This is a genomic window from Bradyrhizobium campsiandrae (assembly GCF_014529705.1).
Lineage (GTDB): Bacteria > Pseudomonadota > Alphaproteobacteria > Rhizobiales > Xanthobacteraceae > Bradyrhizobium > Bradyrhizobium campsiandrae.
Genome location: NZ_JAANIH010000013.1, coordinates 73,913 through 97,821, shown reverse-complemented (window position 1 = coordinate 97,821; position 23,909 = coordinate 73,913). Strand labels below are relative to the sequence as shown.

Below are 23,909 nucleotides of genomic sequence, written 5' to 3'. Positions count from 1 at the left end.
AGGTTCAGACGGCGCCCAATGCACCGTCCTGCAACGCACATCTGATGGGAATTAAACTGGCAGCGGCGGCGTTACGCCGCGCCGCTCATATAGGTCTCGCGCCGGCCGATCATGCGCTCGGCCGCGGCCTTGGCGTCGGCCTTGGAGGAGGTCGCGCAGGTCCGATATTCGAGATCCGGCACGTCGGATGCGTTGCGGCGGCCGAACCAGGATTTCGAGCCGACCGGCAGCAGCGCCAGCGCCTGCGCCAGATTGTCGACCGCGCCGAAGGAATAGAGCGCGCCTGATCCTGCGATCCGAACCTCGTAAATACCCGGCGAGATCGGCGCTTCCAGATTCTCGCCCCGTCCGGGACGGGGATAGCGCTTCCATTCGCTCCAGGTCGAAATCATCTCAAGGTCCCCTCGCGGCCGAGGGCCGCCAATTTTGTATCAAATCCTAACGTCAGCCCCGATCGGGCCGTGAGCTGAACGTCGCAACGCACAAAATGTTTCAAGTGCTTCAAACAGCCGAAACATACCGCCGGAGCCCATCCAAGGTCACGGTCAGCTGCGGCCATCCACCGCAGATTGTGATGAAGTGTTGCAGATCAGTCGTCTCGCGCGGGGCGCAGAGCGTCAAGTCACGACATCGCGACCGGCGCACAGGTTGAGATGCTTGCCGCCCGCGACCTGCGGGAGGACAATCGATCACTTCCAACAATAATCAAACCGGAGGAAACCCACATGCAAAGCACAGCCCAGATCGACGAGATTCTGCGCAAGGCCAGCGAGGCCAAGGAAATTCCCGGCGTCGTTGCGCTCGCCGCCAGCGGTAACGACGTGTTGTATCAAGGCGCCTTCGGCAAGCGCGATCTCTCCAAGCCCGATGCGATGACTGTAGACAGCGTGTTCTGGATCGCATCGATGACCAAGGCGGTGACATCGGCCGGCGCGATGCAGCTGGTCGAGCAGGGCAAGCTGTCACTCGATGCACCGATCGGCGAAGTGCTGCCCGATCTCGCCAAGCCGCAGGTACTCGAAGGCTTCGATGAAAAGGGGGAGGCGAAGCTGCGGCCGGCGAAGGCGCCGATCACGCTGCGTCACCTCATGACCCACACCGCCGGCTTCTGCTATAATATGTGGAACGGCGACATCGCGACCTATCTGGACAAGACCGGCACGCCGGCGATCACCACCTGCCAGAACGCCGCGCTGAAGACGCCGATCGCCTCGGATCCCGGGACGCGCTGGGAATACGGCACCAACATCGATTTCGTCGGCAAGGCGGTCGAGGCCGTCAGTGGCAAGCGCCTCGATGGCTATCTTCGCGACAATCTGTTCGCGCCGCTCGGCATGAGCGATACCGCCTTCAAGATCAGCGACGACATGCGCAAGCGCCTGGTCGGCATGCATGCGCGCGGCGAGGACGGCCAGCTTGCCGCCATCCCGTTCGAGCTCGAACAGGAGCCGGAATTCCACATGGGCGGAGGCGGGCTCTATTCGACCGCGGGCGACTACATCAAGTTTACCCGGATGATCCTCAACAAGGGCCGCGGCAACGGCAACCAGGTGCTCAAGGCCGAGACGGTCGCAACCATGGGACAGAACCATATCGGCGATCTCAACGTCACCAAGATGGTCTCGGTGGCGCCGATGTACAGCAACGACGTCGACCTCTATCCCGACCAGGCCAAGAAGTGGGGCCTCAGCTTCCTGATCAACACCGCCAAGACGCCGGAAGGCCGTAGCGCCGGCAGCCTCGCCTGGGCGGGCCTCGCCAACACCTACTACTGGATCGATCCGGCACGCGACGTCACCGGAGTCATCCTGATGCAGCTGCTGCCGTTTGCGGACACCAACTGCCTGCAAGCCTTCGCGGGTTTCGAGCGCGGCGTCTATGCCGGGCTCGATGCGGGCAGCGGCCAGCGGGCGGCGTAACCCCATAGTATGAGGCGCGCGGCGTCGCGCGCCGTCCCGGCAACAGATAACCTCGTGCCTGACAGCCATTGGCCTCGGGCACGAGGCACTACATTTGAGGAGACGAACTTGGTGGACGGTCTTGCAGGCAAAGCCGACAGTTACGTATGCGGCATCTCGGATGCGCCGCTGCTCGGCGACACCATTGGTCGCAGCCTCGACCAGGCGGCGCGGCGCTGGGGCGACCGCGAAGCGCTGGTCTCACCGAGCCACGGCGTGCGCTGGACTTGGAGCGAATTCGCCGAACAGGTCGATGCGCTCGCGGCCGGCTTTCTCGCGCTTGGCCTCGCGCGCGGCGAGCGGATCGGCATCTGGTCGCTGAACCGGCCGGAATGGACGCTGACCCAGTTCGCCGCCGCCAAGGCCGGCCTGATCCTGGTGACGATCAATCCCGCCTATCGGCTGAGCGAGCTCGAGTTCGCGCTGAAGAAAGTCGGCTGTGCCGCGATCGTCACCGCGACGGCGTTCAAGACCAGCCAATATATGGAGATGCTCAACACGCTGCTGCCGGAGCTGGCGAGCGCTACGCCGGGAAAGTTGCAGGCGGCGCGGCTGCCGGCCTTGCGGATGGTGATCCAGATCGGCGGTCCCTCGGCGCCAGGCACGATCCCCTTCGAGGAGGTCGCACGCATGGGCAAGGCGGAGCATCGCGCGCAGCTTGCCGCGCTCGGCGCGGCGCTGCAATTCGACGACCCCGTCAACATCCAGTTCACCAGCGGCACCACCGGCTCGCCCAAGGGCGTGACGCTGACCCACCACAACATCCTCAACAACGGCTATTTCACCGGGCGCGCGATGCGCCTGACGGAAGTGGATCGCATCTGCATTCCGGTGCCGCTCTATCACTGCTTCGGCATGGTGATGGGCAACCTCGCCTCCGTCACGCTCGGCACCACCATGGTCTATCCCGGCGAGGGATTCGATCCGCTCGCGACGCTGCGCACGATCGAGCAGGAGAAATGCACCGCGCTGTACGGCGTGCCGACCATGTTCATCGCCGAGCTCGATCATCCTGAATTCAAGACGTTCGACCTGACATCGCTGCGCACCGGCATCATGGCCGGCGCGCCCTGCCCGATCGAGGTGATGAAGCGCGTCGTCTCCGAGATGAACATGCGCGACGTCACCATCGCCTATGGCATGACCGAGACCAGCCCGGTCAGCTTCCAGAGCGCGACGGACGATCCGCTGGAGCGGCGCGTCTCCACGGTGGGGCGGATTCATCCGCATGTCGAGGTGAAGGTCGTCGATCTCGAAGGGAGGATCGTCAAGCGCGGCGAACGCGGCGAGCTCTGCACCCGCGGCTACAGCGTCATGCTGGGCTATTGGGAGGAGAAGGAAAAGACCGGCGACGTGCTCGACGCCGCCGGCTGGATGCACACCGGCGATCTCGCCACCATCGACGACGAAGGCTATTGCAACATCGTCGGCCGCATCAAGGATCTGGTGATCCGCGGCGGCGAGAACCTCTACCCGCGCGAGATCGAGGAATTCCTGTACCGTCACCCCAAGATCCAGGACGTGCAGATCTTCGGCGTCGCCGATACCCGCTATGGCGAGGAGCTCTGCGCCTGGATCCGCGTCAGGTCAGGCGAGACGCTGACCGCCGAAGAGGTTCGCACCTTCTGCGACGGCCAGATCGCCCACAACAAGATCCCGCGCTACGTCGAGTTCGTCGACGAATTCCCGATGACGGTGACCGGCAAGATCCAGAAATTCGTGATGCGGGATGCGGTGGAGCAGCGGCTCGGACTGAAGGCGGCGAAGACGGCGTGAGGTAAGAGCCACCGTCGTCGCCACAGCGTCATTGCGAGCGTAGCGAAGCAATCCAGAATCTTGCCGCGGAAACAGCCTGGATTGCTTCGCTGCGCTCGCAATGACGAGGAGACAGACCGGCCTTAAACCGTCAGCCCGCGCTGCTGGGCCAGCTCCTTCAGCGACACTTGCGGACGGGCGCCGATGTGCTGGATCACTTCGGCGGCGGCGAGCGCGCCGAGCTCGCCGCACTGCTTGTGCGAGAGGTCGCGCGAGAGGCCGTAGAGGAAGCCGGCCGCGAACAAATCGCCGGCGCCCGTGGTGTCCACCAGCTCCGTGATCGGCGAGGCTGGAGCCGTGACCGCATCGGTCGGCGTCACCACGACGCAGCCCTTCTCGCTGCGGGTGACCACGCCGAGCTTGACGTCGTTGCGCAGCTGCTTGAGCGCGGTGTCGAAGTCGGAGGTCTCGTAGAGCGAATGCAACTCGGACTCGTTGGCGAACACGATGTCGGCAGTGCCGTTTCGCATCAGTCCCAGAAACTCGTCGCGATAGCGGCCGACGCAGAAGGAGTCCGACAGCGTCAGCGCGACCTTGCGGCCGGCCTCGTGGGCGATCTTGGAGGCCTTGAGGAAAGCTTCCTTCGCGCCCGGCGGGTCCCAGAGATAGCCTTCGAGATAGACTATTTTTGCCGCCGCGATCTCGGCGGGGTCGATATCGGCCGGCGACAGGTCCTGCGCCGCGCCGAGATAGGTGTTCATGGTGCGCTCGCCGTCGCCGGTCACCAGGATGTAGGAGCAGCCGGTGGCGGGGCCATCCTTCGCGGGCGGCGTGTTGAAGGCGACGCCGGCGGCGCGGATGTCATGCACATAGAGCTTGCCGATCTGGTCGTCCTTGACCTTGCCGACATAGGCGGCGCGCGCGCCCAGGCTGCCGATGCCGACGATGGTGTTGGCGGCAGATCCCCCCGAGACCTCCGTCGCCGGACCCATATCGTTGTAAATGGCGGCGGCCCGCGCCTCGTCGATCAGCGACATGCTGCCCTTGGCCATGCCATGCTTGACCAAAAAGGCTTCATCGGTCCGGACCAGCACGTCGAACAGCGCGTTGCCGATCCCGAGAACGTCATATTTCACGTCAGCCATTCACTTTGATCCTGTTTGCCGGATTGCGAACCACCAGGAAATCCGCTTCCTGTCGGCCTGAAAATGTAGCTGGCGGCCTATCACGACCGGACCTTCACGGGCAAGCAACGGTATTATTAACGAGCATGATCCGCTCCTTCCTGACCGTCTCGACGGGAACACTTGCCTCGCGGCTGCTGGGTTTTGCCCGCGATTCCCTGATCGCGGCGCTGCTCGGCACCGGCGCCGTGGCGGATGCCTTTCTGGCCGCCTTCCAGCTCGTCAACGTGGTGCGGCGGCTGCTGAGCGAAGGCGCCCTCAATGCGGCCCTGATCCCGGCCTGGCTGCGCGTCCGGGAGCGTGATGGCGAGAAGGCCGCCTCCGCATTTGCCGGACGCGTGCTCGGCACGGTCAGCGCCGCCCTGATCGTGGTCTCTCTGGGCATCGCCTTCGCGATGCCGCTGATCATCATGATCATCGCGCCGGGCTTCGTCGGCAGCGCCACGCGCGATCTCGCGGTCCAGGACGCACGGTTGATGCTGCCATATCTCGCCTTTGCCGGTCCGGTCACGGTGCTGATGGGTCTATTGAACGCGCAAGGGCGATTTGCGCTCACCGCGTTCTCGCCGCTGCTGTTCAACATCGCGCTGATTGCGGCCATCGCTGCGCTGCTGCTATCGCACGCCGATGCGGCACTCGCTGCATCGATGCTGGCGGCGACCGTCGGCATCGCCGGTCTGCTGCAACTGGTGATGCTGGGCTCGCAGCGAAGCGCGAGCCTGGCGAGGCCGCTGCGCGTCAGCTTCGACAAGGAGATGCGCGGCTTCTTTGCCAGGGCGATCCCCGGCATGATCGCAAGCTCGGGCCCGCAATGGCTGATGGTAGCGGGCGCGATCATCGCCTCCGCGACGCCCTCGGCCGTGTCCTGGCTCTATTTCGCCAATCGCCTGATCGAGCTGCCGCTCGGCATCGTCGGCGTCGCCATGGGCACGGTGCTGGTGCCGGAATTGACGCGCGCCGTCGGGAGCGGCGACCGCGAGGCCGTCGCGCACGCCGAATCGCGCGCGCTGGAACTTGCAACCGGGCTCGCACTGCCCGCGACGCTCGGCCTCGCCGTGCTGGCCGAGCCGATCGTGCGGCTGTTGTTCGAGCATGGCGCCTTCGGGGCAGAAGACAGCACCGCCACCGCACGCGCGCTGACGTGGCTGGCGCTGGGGCTGCCGGCGCATGTGCTGATCAAGGCGCTGTCGCCGGCTTTCTATGCCCGCAGCGACACGATGACGCCGCTGCTCGCTACGGCCAAAGGCCTCGCGGTCGCGGTCGCGCTCGCCGTCCTGCTCGGGCATTTCTTCGGTGCGAGCGGGATCGCCGCCAGCATCGCGGCCGGTGCCTGGAGCAGCGCGGCCTCGCTGCTCCGGAAGGGCACGCGCGAATTCGGCTTCTCGATCGACGCCGCCGCCCGCAAGCGGCTGCCGCGGATCGTGCTTGCCGCAGCCGCCATGGGCGCCCTGCTCTGGCTGACCACGGGTCTGATGCCATCAGCGGCCCATGGCATGATCCGCTTCATGGTGCTGGGGCTGCAGATCGCGGCCGGCATCGCCGTTTATGGCCTGCTGCTGCAAATCCTCGGCGCCGCCTCCTGGCGCGAGGCGGCTGGCGCCCTGAAGCGGCCCGCCTAGCGAATTACCCTTGACGGGGCAGCGCCGCTGTTGGAAACGACGGCCGGCGACCTCTCAGGAAAACTGACCATGCCATTCGTTGAACGGGTTTTTTCGGGCGTCCAGCCGACCGGCAATCTGCACCTCGGCAATTATCTCGGCGCCATCGTCAACTTCGTGAAGATGCAGGAAACCCATAACTGCATCTATTGCGTCGTCGACATGCACGCGATTACGCAAGGCTTGGACGTCTGGGGCGGCCCGGCGGAGCTTGCACGCAACACCCGCGAAGTGACCGCGGCGTTCATCGCTGCCGGCATCGATCCGAAGAAGCACATCGTGTTCAACCAGAGCCAGGTCTCCGGCCATGCCGAGCTCGCCTGGATCTTCAACTGCGTCGCGCGCATGGGCTGGCTCGGCCGCATGACCCAGTTCAAGGAGAAGGCCGGCAAGGACCGCGAGAACGCCTCGGTCGGCCTGTTCGACTATCCCGTGCTGATGGCCGCCGACATCCTGCTCTACCGCGCCACCCACGTTCCCGTCGGCGAGGACCAGAAGCAGCATCTCGAGCTCTCGCGCGACATCGCGCAGAAGTTCAATAATGATTTCGGCGACTCGATCCGCGCGCAAGGCACGAACGACGGCGTCTTCTTCCCGCTGCCGGAACCCTTGATCACGGGCCCGGCAACGCGGGTGATGAGCCTGCGCGACGGCACCAAGAAGATGTCGAAATCGGATGCGTCCGACAATTCGCGCATCAACCTCACCGACGATGCCGACACCATCGCGCAGAAGATCCGCAAGGCGAAAACCGATCCGGAGCCGCTGCCGAGCGAAGAGAAGGGCCTGGAGGCGCGCCCCGAAGCCGACAATCTCGTCGGCATCTTTGCCGCGCTCTCCGGCCGCTCCAAGGCCGATGTGCTCCGCGAGTTCGGCGGCGGCCAGTTCTCCAGCTTCAAGAACGCGCTGGCGGAGCTGTGCGTGACGAAGCTTGCGCCGATCGCCGGCGAGATGAAGCGCCTCGTCGCCGATCCCGGCCATATCGACACCATCCTGAACGAGGGTTCCGACCGGGCCCGCGCCATCGCCGAGGAGACCATGAAGCTGTCGAAGGACATCGTCGGCTTCATCCGCCGGCGCTGATTGCTTATCGTCACAGTCATTTCGGGGCGCCCGTAGGGCGAACCCGGAATGACCGAACAAGAAGCATGCGAGGGACGGCAATAGGCGTCTAACTCGCTGATTTATCTGCAAAACGGCCTTGACCGTGCGTTCCCGGTCGCCATCTGCTAGGGAAGAGGCTCACGCGCCGGCCTTGAACCGGCGACGTCTGGAGAAAACCATGTTCATTCAAACCGAAGCCACCCCCAATCCCGCCACGCTGAAATTCATCCCCGGCCGCGTCGTGTCCGACGGCAGCCCGATGGAATTTTCGAGCCGCGAGGCCGCTGGCCGTTCGCCGCTCGCCGAAAAGCTGTTCGATGTGCCTGGCGTCACCGGCGTGTTCTATGGATCTGACTTCATCACCGTGACCAAGGCGGACGGTGAGTGGCAGCAGCTCAAGCCTGCGATCCTCGGCGCCATCATGGAGCACTACATGTCCGGCGCGCCGCTGCTCGCCGACGGTGGGGCTGGAAGCGATGTCGAGCTCGATGACGAGGACGAGTTCTTCGACGAGGCCGACGCCGAGACGGTCGACATGATCAAGGACCTGATCGAGACGCGGGTGCGGCCGGCCGTCGCCAATGACGGCGGCGACATCACCTTCCGCGGCTTCAAGGACGGGATCGTCTACCTCAACATGAAGGGCGCCTGCTCGGGCTGCCCGTCATCGACCGCTACGCTCCAGCACGGTATCCAGAACCTGCTCAAGCACTTCGTGCCCGACGTGGTCGAAGTCCGGCCGATGTAAATGCCGATGTAAATCATGGGCGAATGGCGAGTCGCGAATGGCGAATAGGACCCGGGTCGGCTAGACTATTCGCCATTCGCCATCAGCCATTCGCTTTTCCATGTTGATCCTTGCCATCGATACTGCGCTCGATGCGTGCGCAGCGGCCGTGCTCGACACCGATGCCGGCGAGCTCCTTGCGCAGGAGCAGCTTCTCATGAAGCGCGGCCACGCCGAGGCGCTGATGCCGATGATCGCGCGGGTGATGCAGTCGGCCAATCTCGCCTTCACGGCACTCGACCGGATCGCGGTGACTGTCGGCCCCGGCAGTTTCACCGGCCTGCGCGTCGGCATTTCGGCGGCGCGCGGTCTTGCGCTTGCGGCCAAGCGGCCGGCCGTTGGCCTTTCGACCCTCTCGGCCTATGCGGCCGCCATCGTCGGCCGGAGTGAACAGGCACCGGTGATTTCGGCGATCGATGCGCGGCATGATCACGTCTATTTCCAGATCGTCGGCGGCGACGGCAGCGAGCTGGTGCGGCCGGCCGTCGCGTCCATCGACGAGGCGATCGCGGCCTCGCAATTCGGCGCACCGCATCTGGTCGGCAATGCCGCCGGGATTTTTGCCGAGCGCTGGCCGAAGGTCGGGCCACAACCGGTTACGGTCGACGCGCAGCCCGCGCCCGACATCAGCTGGGTCGCCTGGCTCGGCGCTGCCGCCAATCCCGACTCCAATCCGGCGCGGCCGTTCTATTTGAAGGCGCCCGATGCAAAGCCGGCCGCGCTGCCGCCGCTCGCACAAGCCGCAAGCTCATGATGAGATCGCTTCTGGAATGGTGGCGCGGCGGCGCGGCCGCCGTCGAGCCCGCCTCATTGCGCGACGCGCCGCGGCTGGCGCAGCTTCACGGCGCCTCGTTCGCGCATGGCTGGGGCGAGAGCGAATTCGAGGCCATGCTCAGCGAACGCAACACGCTCATTCACCGCCTGCGGTTGAGACGCAAGACGATCGGCTTCGCGGTATCTCGGATCGGCGCGGACGAAGCCGAAATCCTCTCGGTCGCGGTCGAGGCGTCCCATCGCGGCCGCGGCCTCTCCCGCACGCTGCTGATGACCCATCTCGGCCACCTCGCCGGGCGCGGCGTGCGCACGATATTTCTGGAGGTCGAGGAGAACAACCAGCCGGCACGACGGCTCTATGACAGGGGCGGATTCGTGGTGGTCGGGCGTCGCGAACGCTACTATAAGCAGCCGAGCGGGGAACAATTGAACGCACTTCTGATGCGACGTGACTTGTCGTAGCATTGGTGGCAGAAAGCGCCCCGTCAGGCGGACACGATATGACTGGATTCAAACCCTCTTCTGCATCCAAGACGACCGGCATCGAGGCGCGCTGTGCCGCCACGGGCATGCGCATGACCGAGCAGCGCCGCGTCATCGCCCGCGTGCTCGCTGAAGCCGTCGATCATCCCGATGTCGAGGAATTGTACCGGCGCTGCGTCGCGGTCGACGACAAGATCTCGATCTCGACCGTGTATCGCACCGTCAAGCTGTTCGAGGATGCCGGCATCATCGAGCGCCATGATTTCCGCGAGGGGCGCGCGCGCTACGAGACGATGCGCGACAGCCATCATGACCACCTCATCAATCTGCGCGACGGCAAGGTGATCGAGTTCACCTCCGAAGAGATCGAGAAGCTGCAGGCGGAGATCGCCCGCAAGCTCGGCTACAAGCTGGTCGATCACCGGCTCGAACTCTATTGCGTCCCGCTCGACGACGACAAGCCGACGTCTTGAGCCTCGTGCCCATCGACCTCATCATCTTCGATTGCGACGGGGTGCTCGTGGACAGCGAGGTGATCTCCTGTCAGGCACATGCGGATGTGCTGACGCGGCACGGCTATCCGATCACGGCGGAGCAGGTGTCGGCGCGCTTCCTCGGCCGCGCGACGAAGCAGGCCAATCTCGAGATCGAGTCCGAGCTCGGCCGCAAGTTGCCCGAGGCCTATCACGGCGATCTCCAGGACGAGCTGTTTCGCGCATTCGAAGCCGATCTCGAGGCGATCCGCGGCATCCACGACGTGCTCGACGTGGTGACGCAAGCCGTGTGTGTCGCCTCCAGCGGTTCGCACGAGCGGATGCGCGTGAGCCTCGGCTGCACCTCGCTTTACGAGCGCTTCGCGCTAAACATCTTCTCGTCTTCCCAGGTGGCGAACGGCAAGCCCGCGCCGGACCTGTTCCTGTTTGCGGCCAGGGAGATGGGCGTGTCGCCCGAGCGCTGTGTCGTGGTCGAGGACAGCCTTGCCGGCATTGCCGGGGCACGGGCGGCCGGGATGAAGGTATTCGGCTTTTACGGCGGCAGCCATTGCGGCGCCGGCCATGCCGAGACCCTGCGCCAGGCCGGCGCCGACCTGACCTTTGCCGACATGCACCAGCTGCCGGAGCTGGTCCGCCGGGTCGCGGCGGACGCCCTGGCGGGCTGAATCTGGTCCAAAATCTCCAAATTCCGGGCTGAAGCGGGCGGCGAGTGCCCCGCAATAGCCGTATGGCCCTCCAATCGCTGGATTTTCGCTCCTCCAGCCTATATCTGAGGGCCGTCCTCCACCTCACCTCCGGGTTCCATGACGCCGCCGCGCAAGCTGCACATCAAATCGTATGGTTGCCAGATGAACGTCTACGATGCCCAGCGCATGGTGGACACGCTGGCTCCGGAAGGCTTCGTGGAGACCGCGAGCGCCGAGGAGGCCGACCTCGTCATCCTCAACACCTGCCACATCCGCGAGAAGGCCTCCGAGAAGGTCTATTCCGAGCTCGGGCGCCTGCGCGTCGCCAAGGACGAGGCCGCGCGCGGCGGCCGGACGATGCAGATCGCGGTCGCCGGCTGCGTCGCGCAGGCCGAAGGTGGCGAGATCACGCGCCGCGCGCCCGTGGTCGACGTCGTGGTCGGGCCGCAGAGCTATCACCATCTGCCGGAGCTGCTGAAGCGGGCGCGCGACGAAGGCCGCGCGATCGAGACCGAATTTCCAGCCGCCGACAAGTTCGGCTTCCTGGCCCAGCCGAAGCCCGATGCGATCCGCGCCCGCGGCATTTCCGCGTTCGTCACGGTGCAGGAAGGCTGCGACAAGTTTTGTACGTTCTGCGTCGTGCCTTACACGCGCGGCGCGGAGGTCTCGCGCCCCGTGGCAAAGATCGTTGACGATGTGAAGCGGCTTGCCGACAACGGCGTGCGCGAGCTCACGCTGATCGGGCAGAACGTCAACGCCTATCACGGCGAGGGACCTGACGGAAAAATCTGGGGCCTCGGCCGATTGCTCGAGCATCTGGCGACCGTTCCCGGCATCGCACGGCTGCGCTATTCGACCAGCCATCCCCGCGACGTCGATGACAGTTTGATGGCAGCGCATCGCGACCTCGATGCCCTGATGCCGTTCGTGCACCTGCCGGTGCAGTCGGGATCGGACCGGATTCTCGCCGCCATGAACCGGAAACATACCGCCGATGATTATCGAAAAGTCATCGACCGTTTCCGCGCTGCGCGCCAAGACATTGCTTTTTCATCAGATTTTATCGTGGGCTTCCCCGGCGAGAGCGAGCAAGATTTTCTCGCCACCCTCGCGCTTGTCACGCAAATCGGCTACGCTGCGGCTTATTCGTTCAAATACTCCGCCCGGCCGGGAACGCCGGCCGCGGACATGCAGGAGACGGTGTCCCCCGCCGAGATGGACCAGCGATTGGAGCGGCTCCAGGAATTGATCGACAGCCAGCAATCGGCCTTCAACAAGGCCGCGATTGGCTCAACCGTCGACGTGCTGTTCGAACGTCCGGCGCGCAGGGACGGCCAGATCGTCGGCCGCACCGCCTTCCTCCAGCCCGCCCATGTGATGGCCTCGCCCGACATCATCGGCAAGATCCTGCCGGTGCGGATCGACAGTCTCGAGCGCTACAGCTTCCTCGGCGAGCTCGCCACGCCAAACCATGCGCGCGAGCCCGCTTTGTCATTTATCGCCACTGGAGCCTGAACCCTTGCCAAAAAGCGCATCGGATTCGTCTTCTATCGCTCCCAGCCGCAAATTTGACCGCGACATGCAAGTTCCGCCCGAGACACAGGTCGTCATCGACTTCGACGACAACCGCGCCGCTTCAGCACTGGTCGGCCCTTATGGCCAGAACCTCGCGCAGATCGAGCGGCGGCTGGGCGTCGTCGTCGATTCCAAGGGCAACCACATCACCATCGGCGGCACCCGCGACGGCTGCGATGCGGCGCGCCGCGTGCTGGAGACGCTCTACGCCCACGCCGTGAAGGGGCAGGATGTCGACCAGGGCGAGGTCGAAGGCGCGATCCGTGCCGTGATCGCGCAAGGCTCGCTGTTCGAGTTCGACGCCAAATCGGCGAAATCCACCTTCGACAGCATCAATTTGCGCAAGCGTCCGGTGCGCGCCCGCACGGCCGCGCAGGATTCCTACATCCGCGCGCTGAAGCGGCACGAGCTGGTGTTCGGCATCGGTCCCGCCGGCACCGGCAAGACCTGGCTCGCGGTTGCCCATGCCGCGCAATTGTTCGAACGCAAGGAGGTCGACAAGATCATCCTGTCGCGTCCCGCCGTGGAAGCCGGCGAGCGGCTCGGCTTCCTGCCCGGCGATCTCCGCGAGAAGGTCGATCCCTATCTGCGCCCGATCTATGACGCGCTCTACGACCTCATGGACGCGCGAATCGTCGAGCGCGCGCTGCAGACCGGCGAGATCGAGATCGCGCCGCTCGCCTTCATGCGCGGCCGCACGCTGACCAATGCCGCCATCATCCTGGACGAGGCGCAGAACACCACATCGATGCAGATGAAGATGTTCCTCACGCGTCTGGGCGAGAACAGCCGCATGATCGTGACGGGCGATCCCTCGCAGATCGACCTGCCGAACGGCCAGACTTCCGGCCTGGCAGAGGCGACGCGCCTGCTCGACGGCGTCGAGGGCATTGCGCAAGTTCATTTCAAGGCCGAGGACGTGATCCGCCACGAGCTCGTGGCAAGAATCGTCGCCGCCTATGAAGGGTCGCCGCAGCGGCCGCCCGCCGGCAGCAAATCCTGACGAGACAACAGCGGACCAGGCGGGCGCGATGACAACGCCCTACCGTTCCGAACAAAGCCATGTCGCATCCCAATCTTCCCACCACCGAGATCCTCGTCGTCGCCGACTGCTGGCAGAGCGAGCCTGACGCCGAGGCCGTGATCCAGCGCGCCGTCGCCGCCGCCGCCGCATCCGTCGACGAAGACGTTGCGGAGGCGGAAGTGGCCGTGATGCTGACCGATGATGCCGGCATCCGCACCCTCAACAGCAACTGGCGCGGCATCGACAAGCCGACCAACGTGCTGTCCTTTCCCGCGCTCCAGCCCGAAGGCGAATGGAAGCCGGGCGATGCGCCGCGCATGCTCGGCGACATCGCCATCGCCTTCGAGACCATGCGGCGCGAGGCGGACGAGGAGCACAAGCCGTTCGATCATCATCTGTCGCATCTTGCCGTGCATGGCTTCCTGCATTTGATCGGCTACGATCACGAGAACGACGACGACGCGGAAGAGATGGAAGCGCTCGAAACCGAGATCCTCGCTCACCTCGGCATCCCCGACCCCTATGCAGACCGCGCGGGGACGCACTGAGATGCCGGATTCAGAGCCTATTCACGACAATCCGCGCAACACGGCCAATCTGCCTGTTGTCGTGACGCAGGGCGAGGTGATGCGGCCGACCGCGGAGGGCTGGCTGCTGCGCGCCATCCGCACGCTGTTCGGCTGGAAGGCCGGCTCGGTCCGCGACGATCTCCAGGTCGTGCTCGACGCGTCGACGCCCGACGACACCGGCTTCTCCGCGGTCGAGCGCACCATGCTGCGCAATATCCTCGGCCTGCACGAGCGGCGAATCGCCGACGTCATGGTGCATCGTGCCGACATCGTCGCGGTGAAGCGCGACATCCCGCTCGGCGAGCTGATGGACCGGTTCGAGAGCGCGGGCCATTCCCGCCTCGTCGTCTACAACGAGACGCTCGACGATCCCGTCGGCATCGTCCACATCCGCGACCTGCTCGCCTTCATGACCGCGCGGGCGCGCGTGTCGGAGGCGACCAAGACCAAGCGCAAGAAGCCGCTGCCGGCCGGGCTCGATCTGAAGGCCGTCGACCTCGCGCTGCCGCTGCAGGATGCGCGCATCATCCGCAAGCTGCTCTATGTGCCGCCGTCGATGCGCGCGATCGACCTCTTGGCGCAGATGCAGGCGACGCGCATTCATCTAGCGCTGGTCGTCGACGAATATGGCGGCAGCGATGGCCTCGTTTCGCTCGAGGACATCGTCGAGCAGATCGTCGGCGAGATCGACGACGAGCATGACAGCGACGAGCCGCCATCGATCGTGCGCCTGCCCGACAATGCCTTCATCGCCGATGCCCGTGCCAGCCTCGACGACGTCCGCACCGTGATCGGCGAAGACTTCGTCACCGGCGAGGCCGGCGAGGAGGTGGAGACGCTGGGCGGCTATCTCGTCAGCTTCGTCGGACGGCTGCCGGTGCGCGGCGAGGTGATCTCGGGCCCCGGCAATTACGAGGTCGAGGTGCTCGATGCCGATCCGCGCCGCGTCAAGCGGCTGCGCATCTCGACGCGGAAGGAACGCCCCGCACCGCGCAGCCAGCGCGAGAGAAGCCGCCGCGAGGCCGCTCCCGACAGCGGCCAGCCGCCTTCCGGCGACACGCCAACCCCGCCCGCCGACGGGACCGGCCCGCAGTGAGCGCGTTCCAGCGTTTCAAGCAGATAGCACTTGCCATCATCCTGACCTGGGGATGGAAGCGCGCGCTGCTCGCAATGGCTTGCGGCGCGCTCTCGGTGCTGGCGCTGGCACCGTTCAATGTCTTTCCAGTGCTGTTCATCACCTTTCCAGTGCTGGTCTGGCTGATCGACGGCGCTGGCGCGGGACGATATGGCGGCGTCCCCGCAGCGGCGCTGACCGGCTTCTGGTTCGGGCTCGGCTATTTCGTCCCCGGCCTCTACTGGATCGGCATCGCCTTCTTCGTCGACGCCGATATGTTCGCCTGGCTGACGCCGTTCGCCGTGCTGGGCCTGCCGGCCTATCTCTCGATCTACACGGCGATCGGTTTCGCGCTGGCCCGCCTGCTCTGGACCAAGGATGCCACCCGCATTCTCGCGCTCGCCGCCAGTCTCACGGCGAGCGAATGGTTGCGCGGGCACATGCTGACGGGCTTCCCGTGGAACGCCTTCGGCTATGCGTTGTCGGAGCCGCTGGCGCTGGCGCAGACCTCATCCCTCATCGGCCAATGGGGCATGACGTTCCTCACGGTTGCGATCTTCGCGAGCCCGGCCTTGCTGATCGACCGCACGCGCGACCGCAAGATCGCGTGGCGCGTGCCGGCCGCGGCGCTCGCGCTCCTGGTCGTCATGGGCATCTTCGGCGCGATCCGCCTGTCGCTGCATCCGACCGCGATGGTTGCGGGGGCCAGGCTGCGCCTGATGCAGCCGAACCTCCAGCAGGACCTCAAATTCAATTACTCCGCCAAGGCGGAGGTGATGAAGAAATATCTGGCGCTGTCCGACCGTGCGTCCGGACCGCAAGCGACCGGCGTGGGCGCGGCCACCATCCTGATCTGGCCCGAATCGGCGTTCCCGTTCTTCCTGACCCGCGAAGCCGACGCGATGGCTGAGATCGCCGAGCTGCTGCCCAAGGGCACGGTGCTGATCACCGGCTCGGTCCGCGCTCCCGATCTGCCGCAGGGCACGCCGATCACGCGGGCCTATAATTCGATCTACGTGATCGATCACGACGGCAGCGTGCTCGCCGTCTACGACAAGCTGCATCTGGTTCCATTCGGCGAATATCTTCCCTACCAGGACCTCATGGAGAAGCTCGGCTTCGAGCAATTGACGCGCATGCGCGGCGGCTTCATTGCCGGCACGGTGCGCCACGCGCTGCCGGTGCCGGGGGCGCCGCCTGCGCTGCCGCTGATCTGCTACGAGGCGATCTTTCCCGGCGAGGTTGGGACGCGCGACCAGCGCCCGGGCTGGATGGTGAACCTCACCAATGACGGCTGGTTCGGCATCTCGACCGGACCGTACCAGCATCTGGAGCAGGCGCGGATGCGCGCCATCGAGCTCGGCCTGCCGCTGGTCCGCTCAGCCAATACCGGCATCTCGGCAGTGATCGATCCGATGGGGCGCACGGTGGCGAGCCTCGGTCTCGGGATCGAAGGCATTTTGGATGCAACCCTGCCCAGCGCAATCCCGCCGACGATTTATGCGAGCGTAGGTGACATTCCCGCAGCCATGCTCGTCGCGCTGGCTGTGATTTTGGCGGTGCGCCGCCGTGTCGCCAAACGGCACCCCTGATCGCGCCGTCGCGAGCGATCGAGGCGGATGGGCCAGAAACTTTTGACAACCGCAGTCCCACGGTTGACAGACTGCATTCGGGCTCCCCATTCTGCACCCGCTGCGCAAGACAGCGGTGCATTGCTAAATTTCTCCGCAATGTTTCCCCAATCAGAGTGAAGTTTTGATGTCGCTGTCACCTGAGGCAATACTTTCGATTGCGCCGACGGTGGTGTTTGGAGGGCTGAGGAAATGTCGAAAGCGCCCAACCCTGTTGACAAATATGTCGGCAGTCGCGTGCGTATGCGCCGCATCATGTTGGGCATGAGTCAGGAAAAGCTTGGAGAAGCTTTGGGCCTGACATTCCAGCAGATTCAGAAGTACGAGAAGGGCACGAACCGGGTCGGCGCAAGCCGAATCCAGCAGATCGCAGAGATTCTGCAGGTGCCGGTGTCGTTCCTGTTCGAGGGCGGACCGAGCGGCACGCCGGGCCCCGACGGCTTCGCCGAAGGTGCTTCGCCCTCCTATGTCTCCGACTTCCTCGCGACTTCCGAAGGGCTCGCGCTGACCAAGGCGTTCACCCGAATCACCGATTCGAAGCTGCGCCGCTCGATCGTCGACCTCGTCGAGCAGATCGCCGCCCGCGAAGGCCCGGACAAGCGCTGACGCAGCGCTTCATTCCGATTTGAGACTGCGCCAAATCTGGCCTATGTCGTCAGTTGCGGAGCGCGCCTCCGCCGAGATGATGCGATTCGAAGGCACAGATACGTCCATGGCGAGCTCCAATTCGTTCGATAGCCAAACTATTCTCGCTGGTATCCGCCGCTGGGTGGAGATCGAGACGCCGACGGAGGTGCCCGAACAGGTCAACAAGCTGACCTCGATGGTGGCCGATCACTATCGCGATCTGCCTGTTACGATCGAACGCATCGCCGGCGTCGATGGCTGCGGCGATCATCTCGCAGTACGTTCGACCTGGGGCCAGGACGAGCCCGGTATTCTGGTGCTCAGTCATCTCGATACCGTTCACCCCATGGGCTTCATCGCGCGCCTGCCGTTCAAGGTCGACGGCGACAGCGCGTTCGGTCCCGGCATCTACGACATGAAGGGCGGCGCCTACATCGCCTATCACGCGTTCCGCGAGCTTTGCGCTGCACCCACCCGGCCGCCGCTCGGCATCACCCATCTGTTCACCTCGGATGAGGAGATCGGCAGCCCGACTTCGCGTGCGCTGATTGAGAACGAGGGTCGCAAAGCCAAATACGTGCTGGTGACGGAACCGGCGCGCGACGGCGGCAAGATCGTCACCGGGCGCAAGGGCGTCGGCCGCTTCCAGGTTTTCATCAAGGGCGTGCCTGCGCATGCCGGCTCGCGTCCCGAGGACGGCCGCAGCGCCGTGCGCGAGCTCGCCAATGTCATCCAGACGCTGGAAGGGATGAACGATCTCAAACGCGGCGTCACCGTCAATGTCGGCGTGGTGCGCGGCGGCACGCGCCCCAACGTCACGCCGGAAGAGGCCTATGCCGAAGTCGATCTGCGCGTGCCCGGCGTCGACGATGCGGAAGAATTCGTCGGCAAGATCCTCGGCCTGACATCGAAGACATCAGGCGTGACCGTGACCGTCACCGGCGAGCTCAATCGTCCGCCTTACGAAAAGGGCAACGCGGGCGCCTCGCTCTACGAGCATGCGAAGACGCTCGCCGCCGAACTCGGCTTCGAGCTGATCGACACCCATACCGGCGGCGGCTCGGACGGCAATTTCACCGCGCCGTACACCGGCACGCTCGACGGGCTCGGCGTCGACGGCAAGGGCGCGCACACGCACTATGAGCAGCTCTACGTCTCCTCGCTCGAGCCGCGCGCGCGACTGCTCTATCGCCTGTACCAGACGCTGCGATGAGCGAACGCAAATCGGATCCCGATCGCAGCGACGGCGAGCGCGCCTTCTTCGGACGGCGCAAGGGCCACAAGCTCAGGCAGCACCAGGCCGAGCTGGTCGATCATTTGCTGCCGCATCTGTCGCTGGACATCGCGGCGGAGCGGCCGACAGACGCCACGGAGGTCTTCGATCCGGCGGCAGACGATGTGCGGCTCGAGATCGGCTTCGGCGGCGGCGAGCATCTCACCGCGGAAGCGCAGACCTTTCCCACCACCGGCTTCATCGGCTGCGAGCCTTACGTCAACGGCATGGCCAAGATCCTCGCGCAGATCGAAGCGGCCAACATCGCCAACATCCGCCTGTTCGCCGGCGATGCCGCCGAACTGCTGGCCTGGCTGCCAGATGCCTCGCTGTCGCGGATCGACCTGATCCATCCCGATCCATGGCCGAAGCGGCGGCATTGGAAGCGGCGCTTCGTCCAGGATCGTACGATCGTCGCGATGGCGCGCGTGCTCAAGCCGGGTGGTGAATTCCGCTTCGTCTGCGATATCGACGATTACTGCGCCTGGACGCTGTCGCATCTTGCGCGTTCGCCGGATTTTCAGTGGCTCGCCGAACGCGCCGATGATTTCCGCCGACCCTGGGAAGGCTACACCATGACGCGCTATGGACGGAAAGCCGCGCGCGAGGGACGCAAGGCGGCGTATTTGCGCTTCGGGCGGCGCTAGATCGTCTGCCGGTTGCGCCAGAATTTCACGACGCGCTCGGCCGTCGCCGGCATCAGGCGGGTGAAATTGATCCGCGCCTGCTCGAGATCGGCATCGGCGGGCGTGCGATGCGGCCCGTACCACATCATGATCAGTGCGCGCACCGTGGGCCAGCCGAGATTCAGCACCCGGCCGAGGATCAGGATCGGATCGTAGCGATCGCCGGAGACCAGGCGGTCGAGGATCGAAAGCCTGACACCGGCCATCGCCGACAGCGTGGCGACCGATTCCTCGTATTTGTGCGCCTTGGCAAAGCCGAGCAGCGCGCTCTCGCCGAGATGGCCGTCGCGGTGCAGGCCGAGCACCGTGCGTTGCGCCGCCGAGAAATCGCGCCGCGGCCCGGGCGGCAGTCGGGCCTCCTCGATCGCAGCCATCGCGCGCTTGATCTCGACCTGACGCGCCGGATTGACCACGGTGGACAGACGACGCCTGATGACGTCGAGCGTGCCGTCCAGAAGCTTCCTGAGATGCTCGCCGGAGAGATCCTCGCGCTGGCCGATCTTGAGCGTCAGCACGCCATCCTGGCTTGCGCGCTTGATCAGCTCCGAATAGCCATCGGCTGAGAAATGCGCACCGGCGTTGCCGGCGGCGCGACGCACCACGTCGCGATCGCCGCGCTCGACCAGCGCGTCGGTCACCTCGGTCGACAGCGTAGGCCGCTCCGTCATCGCCAGCAGATGGCCCTGGCCCTTCAGCCGCGCGATCTCGACGAGTGCGGCTTCGTCGAGCACCGGCGAGTGGCGCAGCACCGGGCCTGCCACCAGGATCTCGTTTTCGCGGGCGAGCTGGCCCACCAGATGAGGCGGCGCATTGTTCAGCCGCGAGAAGCGCTCGGCGAGATCGACACGCGCGGCAAGCTCCGCGTGCGGAACGAGATCGATCAAGAGATCGTCGAAGAGATCGACGAGTTCGGGGCGGAGTTTTGCGGCATCCTGAAAGAACAGCGCGGCAATGGCGCTCGCGATTTCGCCACGACGACGGGGATCGCCGCGTTTGACGATATCGTCCAGTCCGGGAATGAGCGACGTGGCAACGGTCATGAAACGCAACTCGAATCTGGCACGCCGTGGGCGCGCCATAGCTCAAGCCGCCCCACAAATCCGAAATTTAGGCCCGCTTCGTGAAGGAAGCGTTGCCGTCAGGGGCGCCGGCCGGGATGCAAAAAGCCCGTATCCGCCTGCGAGGGGCCTTGTCCGGGCTGGCGGAAAGCGCTATATCAGCGCCAATTCATCTTCTCATACGATCCGCGTAGTGAGAGTGGGCCCGAAAGGACCCGCTCTTTTTTATTACCTGAACGCGGCTTGGCGGAAGATGTGGCCCGACACCGTCGGGAAAGTTCCGAAGCGGGCTTTGACCTCTTAGCCAAGCGTTAACCATCGAGCGCCTTGACCCCTGATATGACCGAACCGACCACTGGTTCCACCGATGCCGAGTTGCTGGCCGAGCCGAGGCTCGTGGTCGAGCCGGGCGTGGCGGCGCGGGTGTCGGCGGTCGCAAGCCCGGTGCTCGAGGGCATGGGTTACCGCCTGGTGCGGATCCGCATCTCCGGGGAGGCCGGCTGCACCGTGCAGATCATGGCCGAGCGGCCTGATGGTTCGATGCAGCTCGAGGATTGCGAGGCGATCTCGCGGGCGCTGTCGCCGGTGCTCGACGTCGCCGACCCCATCGATCGCGCCTATCGCTTAGAGATTTCCTCGCCGGGAATCGACCGTCCGCTGGTGCGCCGCTCCGATTTCGAGCGCTATACCGGCCATCTGGTGAAGATCGAGATGGCCGTCGCCCATGAGGGGCGCAAGCGATTCCGTGGCACGCTCGGCACTGTTGAAGGCGACCGCGTGCATTTGCGTCGCGACGACGTCAAAGCGGGCGACGATGCCGACGTGCTGCTGACGATGGAAGACATCGCCGAGGCACGGCTGGTGCTGACCGATGAGCTGATCGCCGAATCCATGCGCCGCGGCAAGGCCGAGGAGCGCCAGATGCGCCGGGATCTCGGCCTCGCGCCGCCGCAGGCGCCGCATGCCAGGATCAGCGAGAAGATCACCAAGAACACCAAGCCGGCGAAGAAGAAGCCGGCCCCGACCAATACCAAGAAACATCGCCTTGCCGCCGAACGCGCGCGGCGCGGCGAGATCGAGCCTGACGAAGGAGACTAGCCATGGCAGTCAGTGCCAACAGACTTGAGTTGCTCCAGATCGCCGACGCCGTCGCGCGCGAGAAATCGATCGACCGCGGCATCGTCATCGCGGCGATGGAAGATGCCATCGCCAAGGCGGCACGCGCCCGTTACGGCAGCGAGACTGACGTTCACGCCGAGATCGATCCGAAGAAGGGCGAGCTGCGGCTGTCGCGCCACATGCTGGTGGTCGACAAGGTCGAAAACCACTCCAACCAGATTTCGCTGGTCGATGCGCAGCGCGCCAATCCGGGCGCCCAGGTCGGCGACACCATCGCCGACACCCTGCCGCCGCTGGAATATGGCCGCATCGCCGCGCAGTCGGCCAAGCAGGTCATCGTGCAGAAGGTGCGCGAGGCCGAGCGCGACCGGCAGTACCAGGAATTCAAGGACCGCATCGGCGACATCGTCAACGGCGTCGTCAAGCGCGTCGAATATGGCAGCGTGATCGTCGATCTCGGCAGAGGCGAAGCCATCATCCGCCGCGACGAGATGCTGCCGCGCGAAGTGTTCCGCAACGGCGACCGCGTCCGCGCCTACATCTTCGACGTCCGCCGCGAGACGCGTGGCCCGCAGATCTTCCTCTCCCGCACCCATCCGCAGTTCATGGCGAAGCTGTTCGCGCAGGAAGTGCCGGAGATCTACGACGGCATCGTCGAGATCAAGGCGGTGGCCCGCGACCCCGGCTCGCGCGCCAAGATCGGCGTGATTTCCCGCGATTCCTCGGTGGATCCGGTCGGCGCCTGCGTCGGTATGCGCGGTTCGCGCGTGCAGGCCGTGGTGAACGAATTGCAGGGCGAGAAGATCGACATCATCCCCTGGTCGCCCGACATCGCGACCTTCGTGGTCAACGCGCTGGCGCCGGCTGAAGTCTCCAAGGTCGTGATCGACGAAGATCGCGAGCGCATCGAGGTCGTGGTCCCTGATACCAACAACCAGCTCTCGCTGGCGATCGGCCGTCGCGGCCAGAACGTCCGCCTGGCCTCGCAGCTCACCGGCTGGGACATCGACATCCTGACCGAGCAGGAGGAATCGGAGCGCCGCCAGGCCGACTTCGAGAACTCCACCCGCGTCTTCATGGAATCGCTCAATGTCGACGAGGTTGTCGGCCAGCTGCTCGCGTCCGAAGGCTTCACCTCGGTCGAGGAACTCGCGATGGTGGACCTCAAGGAACTCGCCGGCATCGAGGGCTTCGACGAGGAGACCGCGCAGGAGCTGCAGAGCCGCGCCCGGGAATATCTCGATCAGCAGGAAGCCGAGATCGAGGCCCGCCGCAAGGAACTCGGCGTCGAGGACGCCGTGAAGGACGTGCCCGGCGTCACCTCGAAGATGCTGGTGAAGTTCGGCGAGAACGACATCAAGACCGTCGAGGACCTTGCCGGCTGCGCCACCGACGATCTGGTCGGCTGGACCGAGCGCAAGGAAGGCGGCGAGCAGACCAAGTTTGCCGGCGCACTCGACGGCCTCGGCGTCTCCCGCGACGATGCGGAAGCCATGATCATGCAGGCCCGCGTCAAAGCCGGCTGGATCACCGAAGCCGACCTCGCCAAGCCGGCCGAAGAGGCCGAGGCGGCTGAAGATCAGCCGGCTTAAGGGCAACGGAGGATGTCGCCCGGATGCTTGCCAGCGCTGACAGCGAACTCGACCATGGACCGCGGGCCGAAAGGTCCGCGACCATGCGCATGTGCGCGGTCAGCCGCGAGGTCCGGCCGATCGACGAGCTGATCCGCTTCGTCGTATCGCCCACCGGCGAGGTAGTTCCCGACCTCAAGCGCAAGCTGCCAGGACGCGGCATGTGGGTGACCGCCTCGCGCCAGGTGGTTGCGGAAGCCGTGCGGCGTCACCAGTTTAGCAAAGCCTTCAAGCGCGAGCTGCGCACTCCTCAGACGCTTCCCGCCGACATCGAGGCGCTCCTGGTTAGGAGCGTGGCCGAAGCCCTTGGAATTGCTGCCAAGGCGGGCCAGATCGTCGCCGGCTTCGGCAAGGTTGAGAGCGCCCTCAAGGAGGGCACGGTCGAGGTCCTGATCCACGCCAGCGACGGGGCCGCGGACGGAATCCGCAAATTGGACATGCTGGCACGGCAAAATGCCGGAAATCGCGGTATCAGGCCGCAGATTCCCGTCATCACTGCCCTGAAATCGGTAGAATTGGATTTGGCACTTACCCGGTCAAATGTGATACATGCTGCCCTGCTCGCGGGCCCGGCGAGCAAGTCATTCCTGTCACGTAGCCAGATGCTGGTCCGATACCGGATGGCGGACGCTGACAAGACTGCCGAAAAGCCCGGCCAGGATTTCTGAGAGACACGACGACCCGATAGGACGGTGCGGCAACGCACAACTCTGAATAAA

Annotated in this window: 23 protein-coding genes; 20 read left to right on the top strand and 3 right to left on the bottom strand. The window is 65.1% G+C overall.

Annotated features, from left to right (window positions below):
- Positions 1-71: 71 nt before the first annotated feature.
- On the bottom strand, positions 72-392 hold the full coding sequence (locus G8O24_RS12170; protein WP_188099486.1) for a hypothetical protein: 321 nt from the start codon (positions 390-392) through the stop codon (positions 72-74).
- A 333-nt stretch (positions 393-725) separates the two neighbouring features.
- On the opposite strand from G8O24_RS12170, the gene G8O24_RS12165 reads away from it, so the two are divergent.
- Both G8O24_RS12165 and G8O24_RS12160 read left to right on the top strand, forming a co-directional pair.
- Positions 726-1,919, top strand: a complete 1,194-nt coding sequence (locus tag G8O24_RS12165; RefSeq protein ID WP_188099484.1) for a serine hydrolase domain-containing protein — start codon at positions 726-728, stop codon at positions 1,917-1,919.
- A gap of 9 nt (positions 1,920-1,928) precedes the next feature.
- Positions 1,929-3,734: an AMP-binding protein gene (locus G8O24_RS12160; RefSeq protein WP_244645827.1), complete on the top strand. Its 1,806-nt coding sequence runs from the start codon at positions 1,929-1,931 to the stop codon at positions 3,732-3,734.
- Positions 3,735-3,856: 122 nt separating this feature from the next.
- Here the strand turns inward: G8O24_RS12160 and G8O24_RS12155 are convergent, their stop codons facing one another.
- The gene (locus G8O24_RS12155) at positions 3,857-4,858 is read right to left on the bottom strand and encodes an adenosine kinase (protein ID WP_188099482.1); all 1,002 of its coding nucleotides are present in this window, start codon (positions 4,856-4,858) and stop codon (positions 3,857-3,859) included.
- A gap of 125 nt (positions 4,859-4,983) precedes the next feature.
- Between G8O24_RS12155 and murJ the strand changes: the two genes are divergently transcribed.
- From murJ to trmB, 15 genes are all read left to right on the top strand, one after another.
- A complete protein-coding gene (gene murJ, locus G8O24_RS12150) occupies positions 4,984-6,516 on the top strand; it encodes a murein biosynthesis integral membrane protein MurJ (protein ID WP_188099480.1) in 1,533 nt (510 codons plus the stop codon).
- A 69-nt stretch (positions 6,517-6,585) separates the two neighbouring features.
- On the top strand, positions 6,586-7,638 hold the full coding sequence (gene trpS, locus G8O24_RS12145) for a tryptophan--tRNA ligase (RefSeq protein WP_188099478.1): 1,053 nt from the start codon (positions 6,586-6,588) through the stop codon (positions 7,636-7,638).
- Between the two features lie 199 nt (positions 7,639-7,837).
- Positions 7,838-8,407 (top strand): NifU family protein, encoded by a 570-nt coding sequence (locus G8O24_RS12140; protein WP_188099476.1) that lies wholly within the window; start codon positions 7,838-7,840, stop codon positions 8,405-8,407.
- A gap of 100 nt (positions 8,408-8,507) precedes the next feature.
- Positions 8,508-9,200 carry a tRNA (adenosine(37)-N6)-threonylcarbamoyltransferase complex dimerization subunit type 1 TsaB gene (tsaB, locus tag G8O24_RS12135; protein WP_188099474.1) on the top strand — a complete coding sequence of 231 codons (693 nt, stop codon included), beginning with the start codon at positions 8,508-8,510 and terminating at the stop codon, positions 9,198-9,200.
- On the top strand, positions 9,197-9,682 hold the full coding sequence (gene rimI, locus G8O24_RS12130; RefSeq protein ID WP_188099472.1) for a ribosomal protein S18-alanine N-acetyltransferase: 486 nt from the start codon (positions 9,197-9,199) through the stop codon (positions 9,680-9,682). Before tsaB ends, rimI begins: the two co-directional genes overlap by 4 nt.
- 38 nt (positions 9,683-9,720) lie before the next feature.
- Positions 9,721-10,176 carry a Fur family transcriptional regulator gene (locus tag G8O24_RS12125; RefSeq protein ID WP_188099471.1) on the top strand — a complete coding sequence of 152 codons (456 nt, stop codon included), beginning with the start codon at positions 9,721-9,723 and terminating at the stop codon, positions 10,174-10,176.
- Between the two features lie 5 nt (positions 10,177-10,181).
- On the top strand, positions 10,182-10,862 hold the full coding sequence (locus G8O24_RS12120) for an HAD family hydrolase (RefSeq protein WP_188099593.1): 681 nt from the start codon (positions 10,182-10,184) through the stop codon (positions 10,860-10,862).
- A gap of 138 nt (positions 10,863-11,000) precedes the next feature.
- Positions 11,001-12,398 carry a tRNA (N6-isopentenyl adenosine(37)-C2)-methylthiotransferase MiaB gene (gene miaB / locus G8O24_RS12115; RefSeq protein WP_188099469.1) on the top strand — a complete coding sequence of 466 codons (1,398 nt, stop codon included), beginning with the start codon at positions 11,001-11,003 and terminating at the stop codon, positions 12,396-12,398.
- A gap of 64 nt (positions 12,399-12,462) precedes the next feature.
- On the top strand, positions 12,463-13,461 hold the full coding sequence (locus tag G8O24_RS12110; protein WP_188099467.1) for a PhoH family protein: 999 nt from the start codon (positions 12,463-12,465) through the stop codon (positions 13,459-13,461).
- A 59-nt stretch (positions 13,462-13,520) separates the two neighbouring features.
- The gene (ybeY, locus tag G8O24_RS12105; protein ID WP_188099465.1) at positions 13,521-14,030 is read left to right on the top strand and encodes an rRNA maturation RNase YbeY; all 510 of its coding nucleotides are present in this window, start codon (positions 13,521-13,523) and stop codon (positions 14,028-14,030) included.
- A 1-nt stretch (position 14,031) separates the two neighbouring features.
- Positions 14,032-15,147 (top strand): hemolysin family protein, encoded by a 1,116-nt coding sequence (locus G8O24_RS12100; RefSeq protein WP_244645826.1) that lies wholly within the window; start codon positions 14,032-14,034, stop codon positions 15,145-15,147.
- Positions 15,144-16,757: an apolipoprotein N-acyltransferase gene (lnt, locus tag G8O24_RS12095; protein ID WP_188099461.1), complete on the top strand. Its 1,614-nt coding sequence runs from the start codon at positions 15,144-15,146 to the stop codon at positions 16,755-16,757. Before G8O24_RS12100 ends, lnt begins: the two co-directional genes overlap by 4 nt.
- A 231-nt stretch (positions 16,758-16,988) precedes the next feature.
- The gene (locus G8O24_RS12090) at positions 16,989-17,402 is read left to right on the top strand and encodes a helix-turn-helix domain-containing protein (RefSeq protein ID WP_188099459.1); all 414 of its coding nucleotides are present in this window, start codon (positions 16,989-16,991) and stop codon (positions 17,400-17,402) included.
- A gap of 76 nt (positions 17,403-17,478) precedes the next feature.
- Positions 17,479-18,636 carry a M20 family metallopeptidase gene (locus G8O24_RS12085; RefSeq protein WP_188099457.1) on the top strand — a complete coding sequence of 386 codons (1,158 nt, stop codon included), beginning with the start codon at positions 17,479-17,481 and terminating at the stop codon, positions 18,634-18,636.
- Entirely contained in the window at positions 18,633-19,343 is a 711-nt protein-coding gene (gene trmB / locus G8O24_RS12080; RefSeq protein WP_188099455.1) for a tRNA (guanosine(46)-N7)-methyltransferase TrmB, read from the top strand. Before G8O24_RS12085 ends, trmB begins: the two co-directional genes overlap by 4 nt.
- Here the strand turns inward: trmB and G8O24_RS12075 are convergent.
- A complete protein-coding gene (locus G8O24_RS12075) occupies positions 19,340-20,422 on the bottom strand; it encodes a DUF2336 domain-containing protein (protein WP_188099453.1) in 1,083 nt (360 codons plus the stop codon). The two genes, trmB and G8O24_RS12075, sit on opposite strands and share 4 nt — an antisense overlap.
- A gap of 357 nt (positions 20,423-20,779) precedes the next feature.
- On the opposite strand from G8O24_RS12075, the gene rimP reads away from it, so the two are divergent.
- The 3 genes from rimP to G8O24_RS12060 are packed head-to-tail and all read left to right on the top strand — an operon-like array spanning position 20,780 to position 23,858.
- Positions 20,780-21,538 carry a ribosome maturation factor RimP gene (gene rimP / locus G8O24_RS12070; RefSeq protein WP_188099451.1) on the top strand — a complete coding sequence of 253 codons (759 nt, stop codon included), beginning with the start codon at positions 20,780-20,782 and terminating at the stop codon, positions 21,536-21,538.
- Positions 21,539-21,540: 2 nt separating this feature from the next.
- Positions 21,541-23,151 (top strand): transcription termination factor NusA, encoded by a 1,611-nt coding sequence (nusA, locus tag G8O24_RS12065; RefSeq protein WP_188099449.1) that lies wholly within the window; start codon positions 21,541-21,543, stop codon positions 23,149-23,151.
- Between the two features lie 23 nt (positions 23,152-23,174).
- Positions 23,175-23,858 carry an RNA-binding protein gene (locus tag G8O24_RS12060; protein ID WP_188099447.1) on the top strand — a complete coding sequence of 228 codons (684 nt, stop codon included), beginning with the start codon at positions 23,175-23,177 and terminating at the stop codon, positions 23,856-23,858.
- The last annotated feature ends 51 nt before the right edge of the window (positions 23,859-23,909 follow it).

What these genes read in the sequence shown, in the direction of transcription:
- G8O24_RS12140 (WP_188099476.1), top strand. Translation starts at nt 7,838, where the DNA reads ATGTTCATTCAAACCGAAGCCACCCCCAATCCCGCCACGCTGAAATTC.
- G8O24_RS12155 (WP_188099482.1), bottom strand. Translation starts at nt 4,858, where the DNA reads ATGGCTGACGTGAAATATGACGTTCTCGGGATCGGCAACGCGCTGTTC.
- G8O24_RS12060 (WP_188099447.1), top strand. Translation starts at nt 23,175, where the DNA reads ATGCTTGCCAGCGCTGACAGCGAACTCGACCATGGACCGCGGGCCGAA.
- rimI (WP_188099472.1), top strand. Translation starts at nt 9,197, where the DNA reads ATGATGAGATCGCTTCTGGAATGGTGGCGCGGCGGCGCGGCCGCCGTC.
- G8O24_RS12170 (WP_188099486.1), bottom strand. Translation starts at nt 392, where the DNA reads ATGATTTCGACCTGGAGCGAATGGAAGCGCTATCCCCGTCCCGGACGG.
- trmB (WP_188099455.1), top strand. Translation starts at nt 18,633, where the DNA reads ATGAGCGAACGCAAATCGGATCCCGATCGCAGCGACGGCGAGCGCGCC.
- G8O24_RS12110 (WP_188099467.1), top strand. Translation starts at nt 12,463, where the DNA reads ATGCAAGTTCCGCCCGAGACACAGGTCGTCATCGACTTCGACGACAAC.
- miaB (WP_188099469.1), top strand. Translation starts at nt 11,001, where the DNA reads ATGACGCCGCCGCGCAAGCTGCACATCAAATCGTATGGTTGCCAGATG.
- G8O24_RS12085 (WP_188099457.1), top strand. Translation starts at nt 17,479, where the DNA reads ATGATGCGATTCGAAGGCACAGATACGTCCATGGCGAGCTCCAATTCG.
- tsaB (WP_188099474.1), top strand. Translation starts at nt 8,508, where the DNA reads ATGTTGATCCTTGCCATCGATACTGCGCTCGATGCGTGCGCAGCGGCC.
- G8O24_RS12075 (WP_188099453.1), bottom strand. Translation starts at nt 20,422, where the DNA reads ATGACCGTTGCCACGTCGCTCATTCCCGGACTGGACGATATCGTCAAA.
- G8O24_RS12160 (WP_244645827.1), top strand. Translation starts at nt 1,929, where the DNA reads ATGAGGCGCGCGGCGTCGCGCGCCGTCCCGGCAACAGATAACCTCGTG.
- G8O24_RS12165 (WP_188099484.1), top strand. Translation starts at nt 726, where the DNA reads ATGCAAAGCACAGCCCAGATCGACGAGATTCTGCGCAAGGCCAGCGAG.
- G8O24_RS12090 (WP_188099459.1), top strand. Translation starts at nt 16,989, where the DNA reads ATGTCGAAAGCGCCCAACCCTGTTGACAAATATGTCGGCAGTCGCGTG.
- nusA (WP_188099449.1), top strand. Translation starts at nt 21,541, where the DNA reads ATGGCAGTCAGTGCCAACAGACTTGAGTTGCTCCAGATCGCCGACGCC.
- G8O24_RS12100 (WP_244645826.1), top strand. Translation starts at nt 14,032, where the DNA reads ATGCCGGATTCAGAGCCTATTCACGACAATCCGCGCAACACGGCCAAT.
- G8O24_RS12125 (WP_188099471.1), top strand. Translation starts at nt 9,721, where the DNA reads ATGACTGGATTCAAACCCTCTTCTGCATCCAAGACGACCGGCATCGAG.
- murJ (WP_188099480.1), top strand. Translation starts at nt 4,984, where the DNA reads ATGATCCGCTCCTTCCTGACCGTCTCGACGGGAACACTTGCCTCGCGG.
- rimP (WP_188099451.1), top strand. Translation starts at nt 20,780, where the DNA reads ATGACCGAACCGACCACTGGTTCCACCGATGCCGAGTTGCTGGCCGAG.
- trpS (WP_188099478.1), top strand. Translation starts at nt 6,586, where the DNA reads ATGCCATTCGTTGAACGGGTTTTTTCGGGCGTCCAGCCGACCGGCAAT.
- ybeY (WP_188099465.1), top strand. Translation starts at nt 13,521, where the DNA reads ATGTCGCATCCCAATCTTCCCACCACCGAGATCCTCGTCGTCGCCGAC.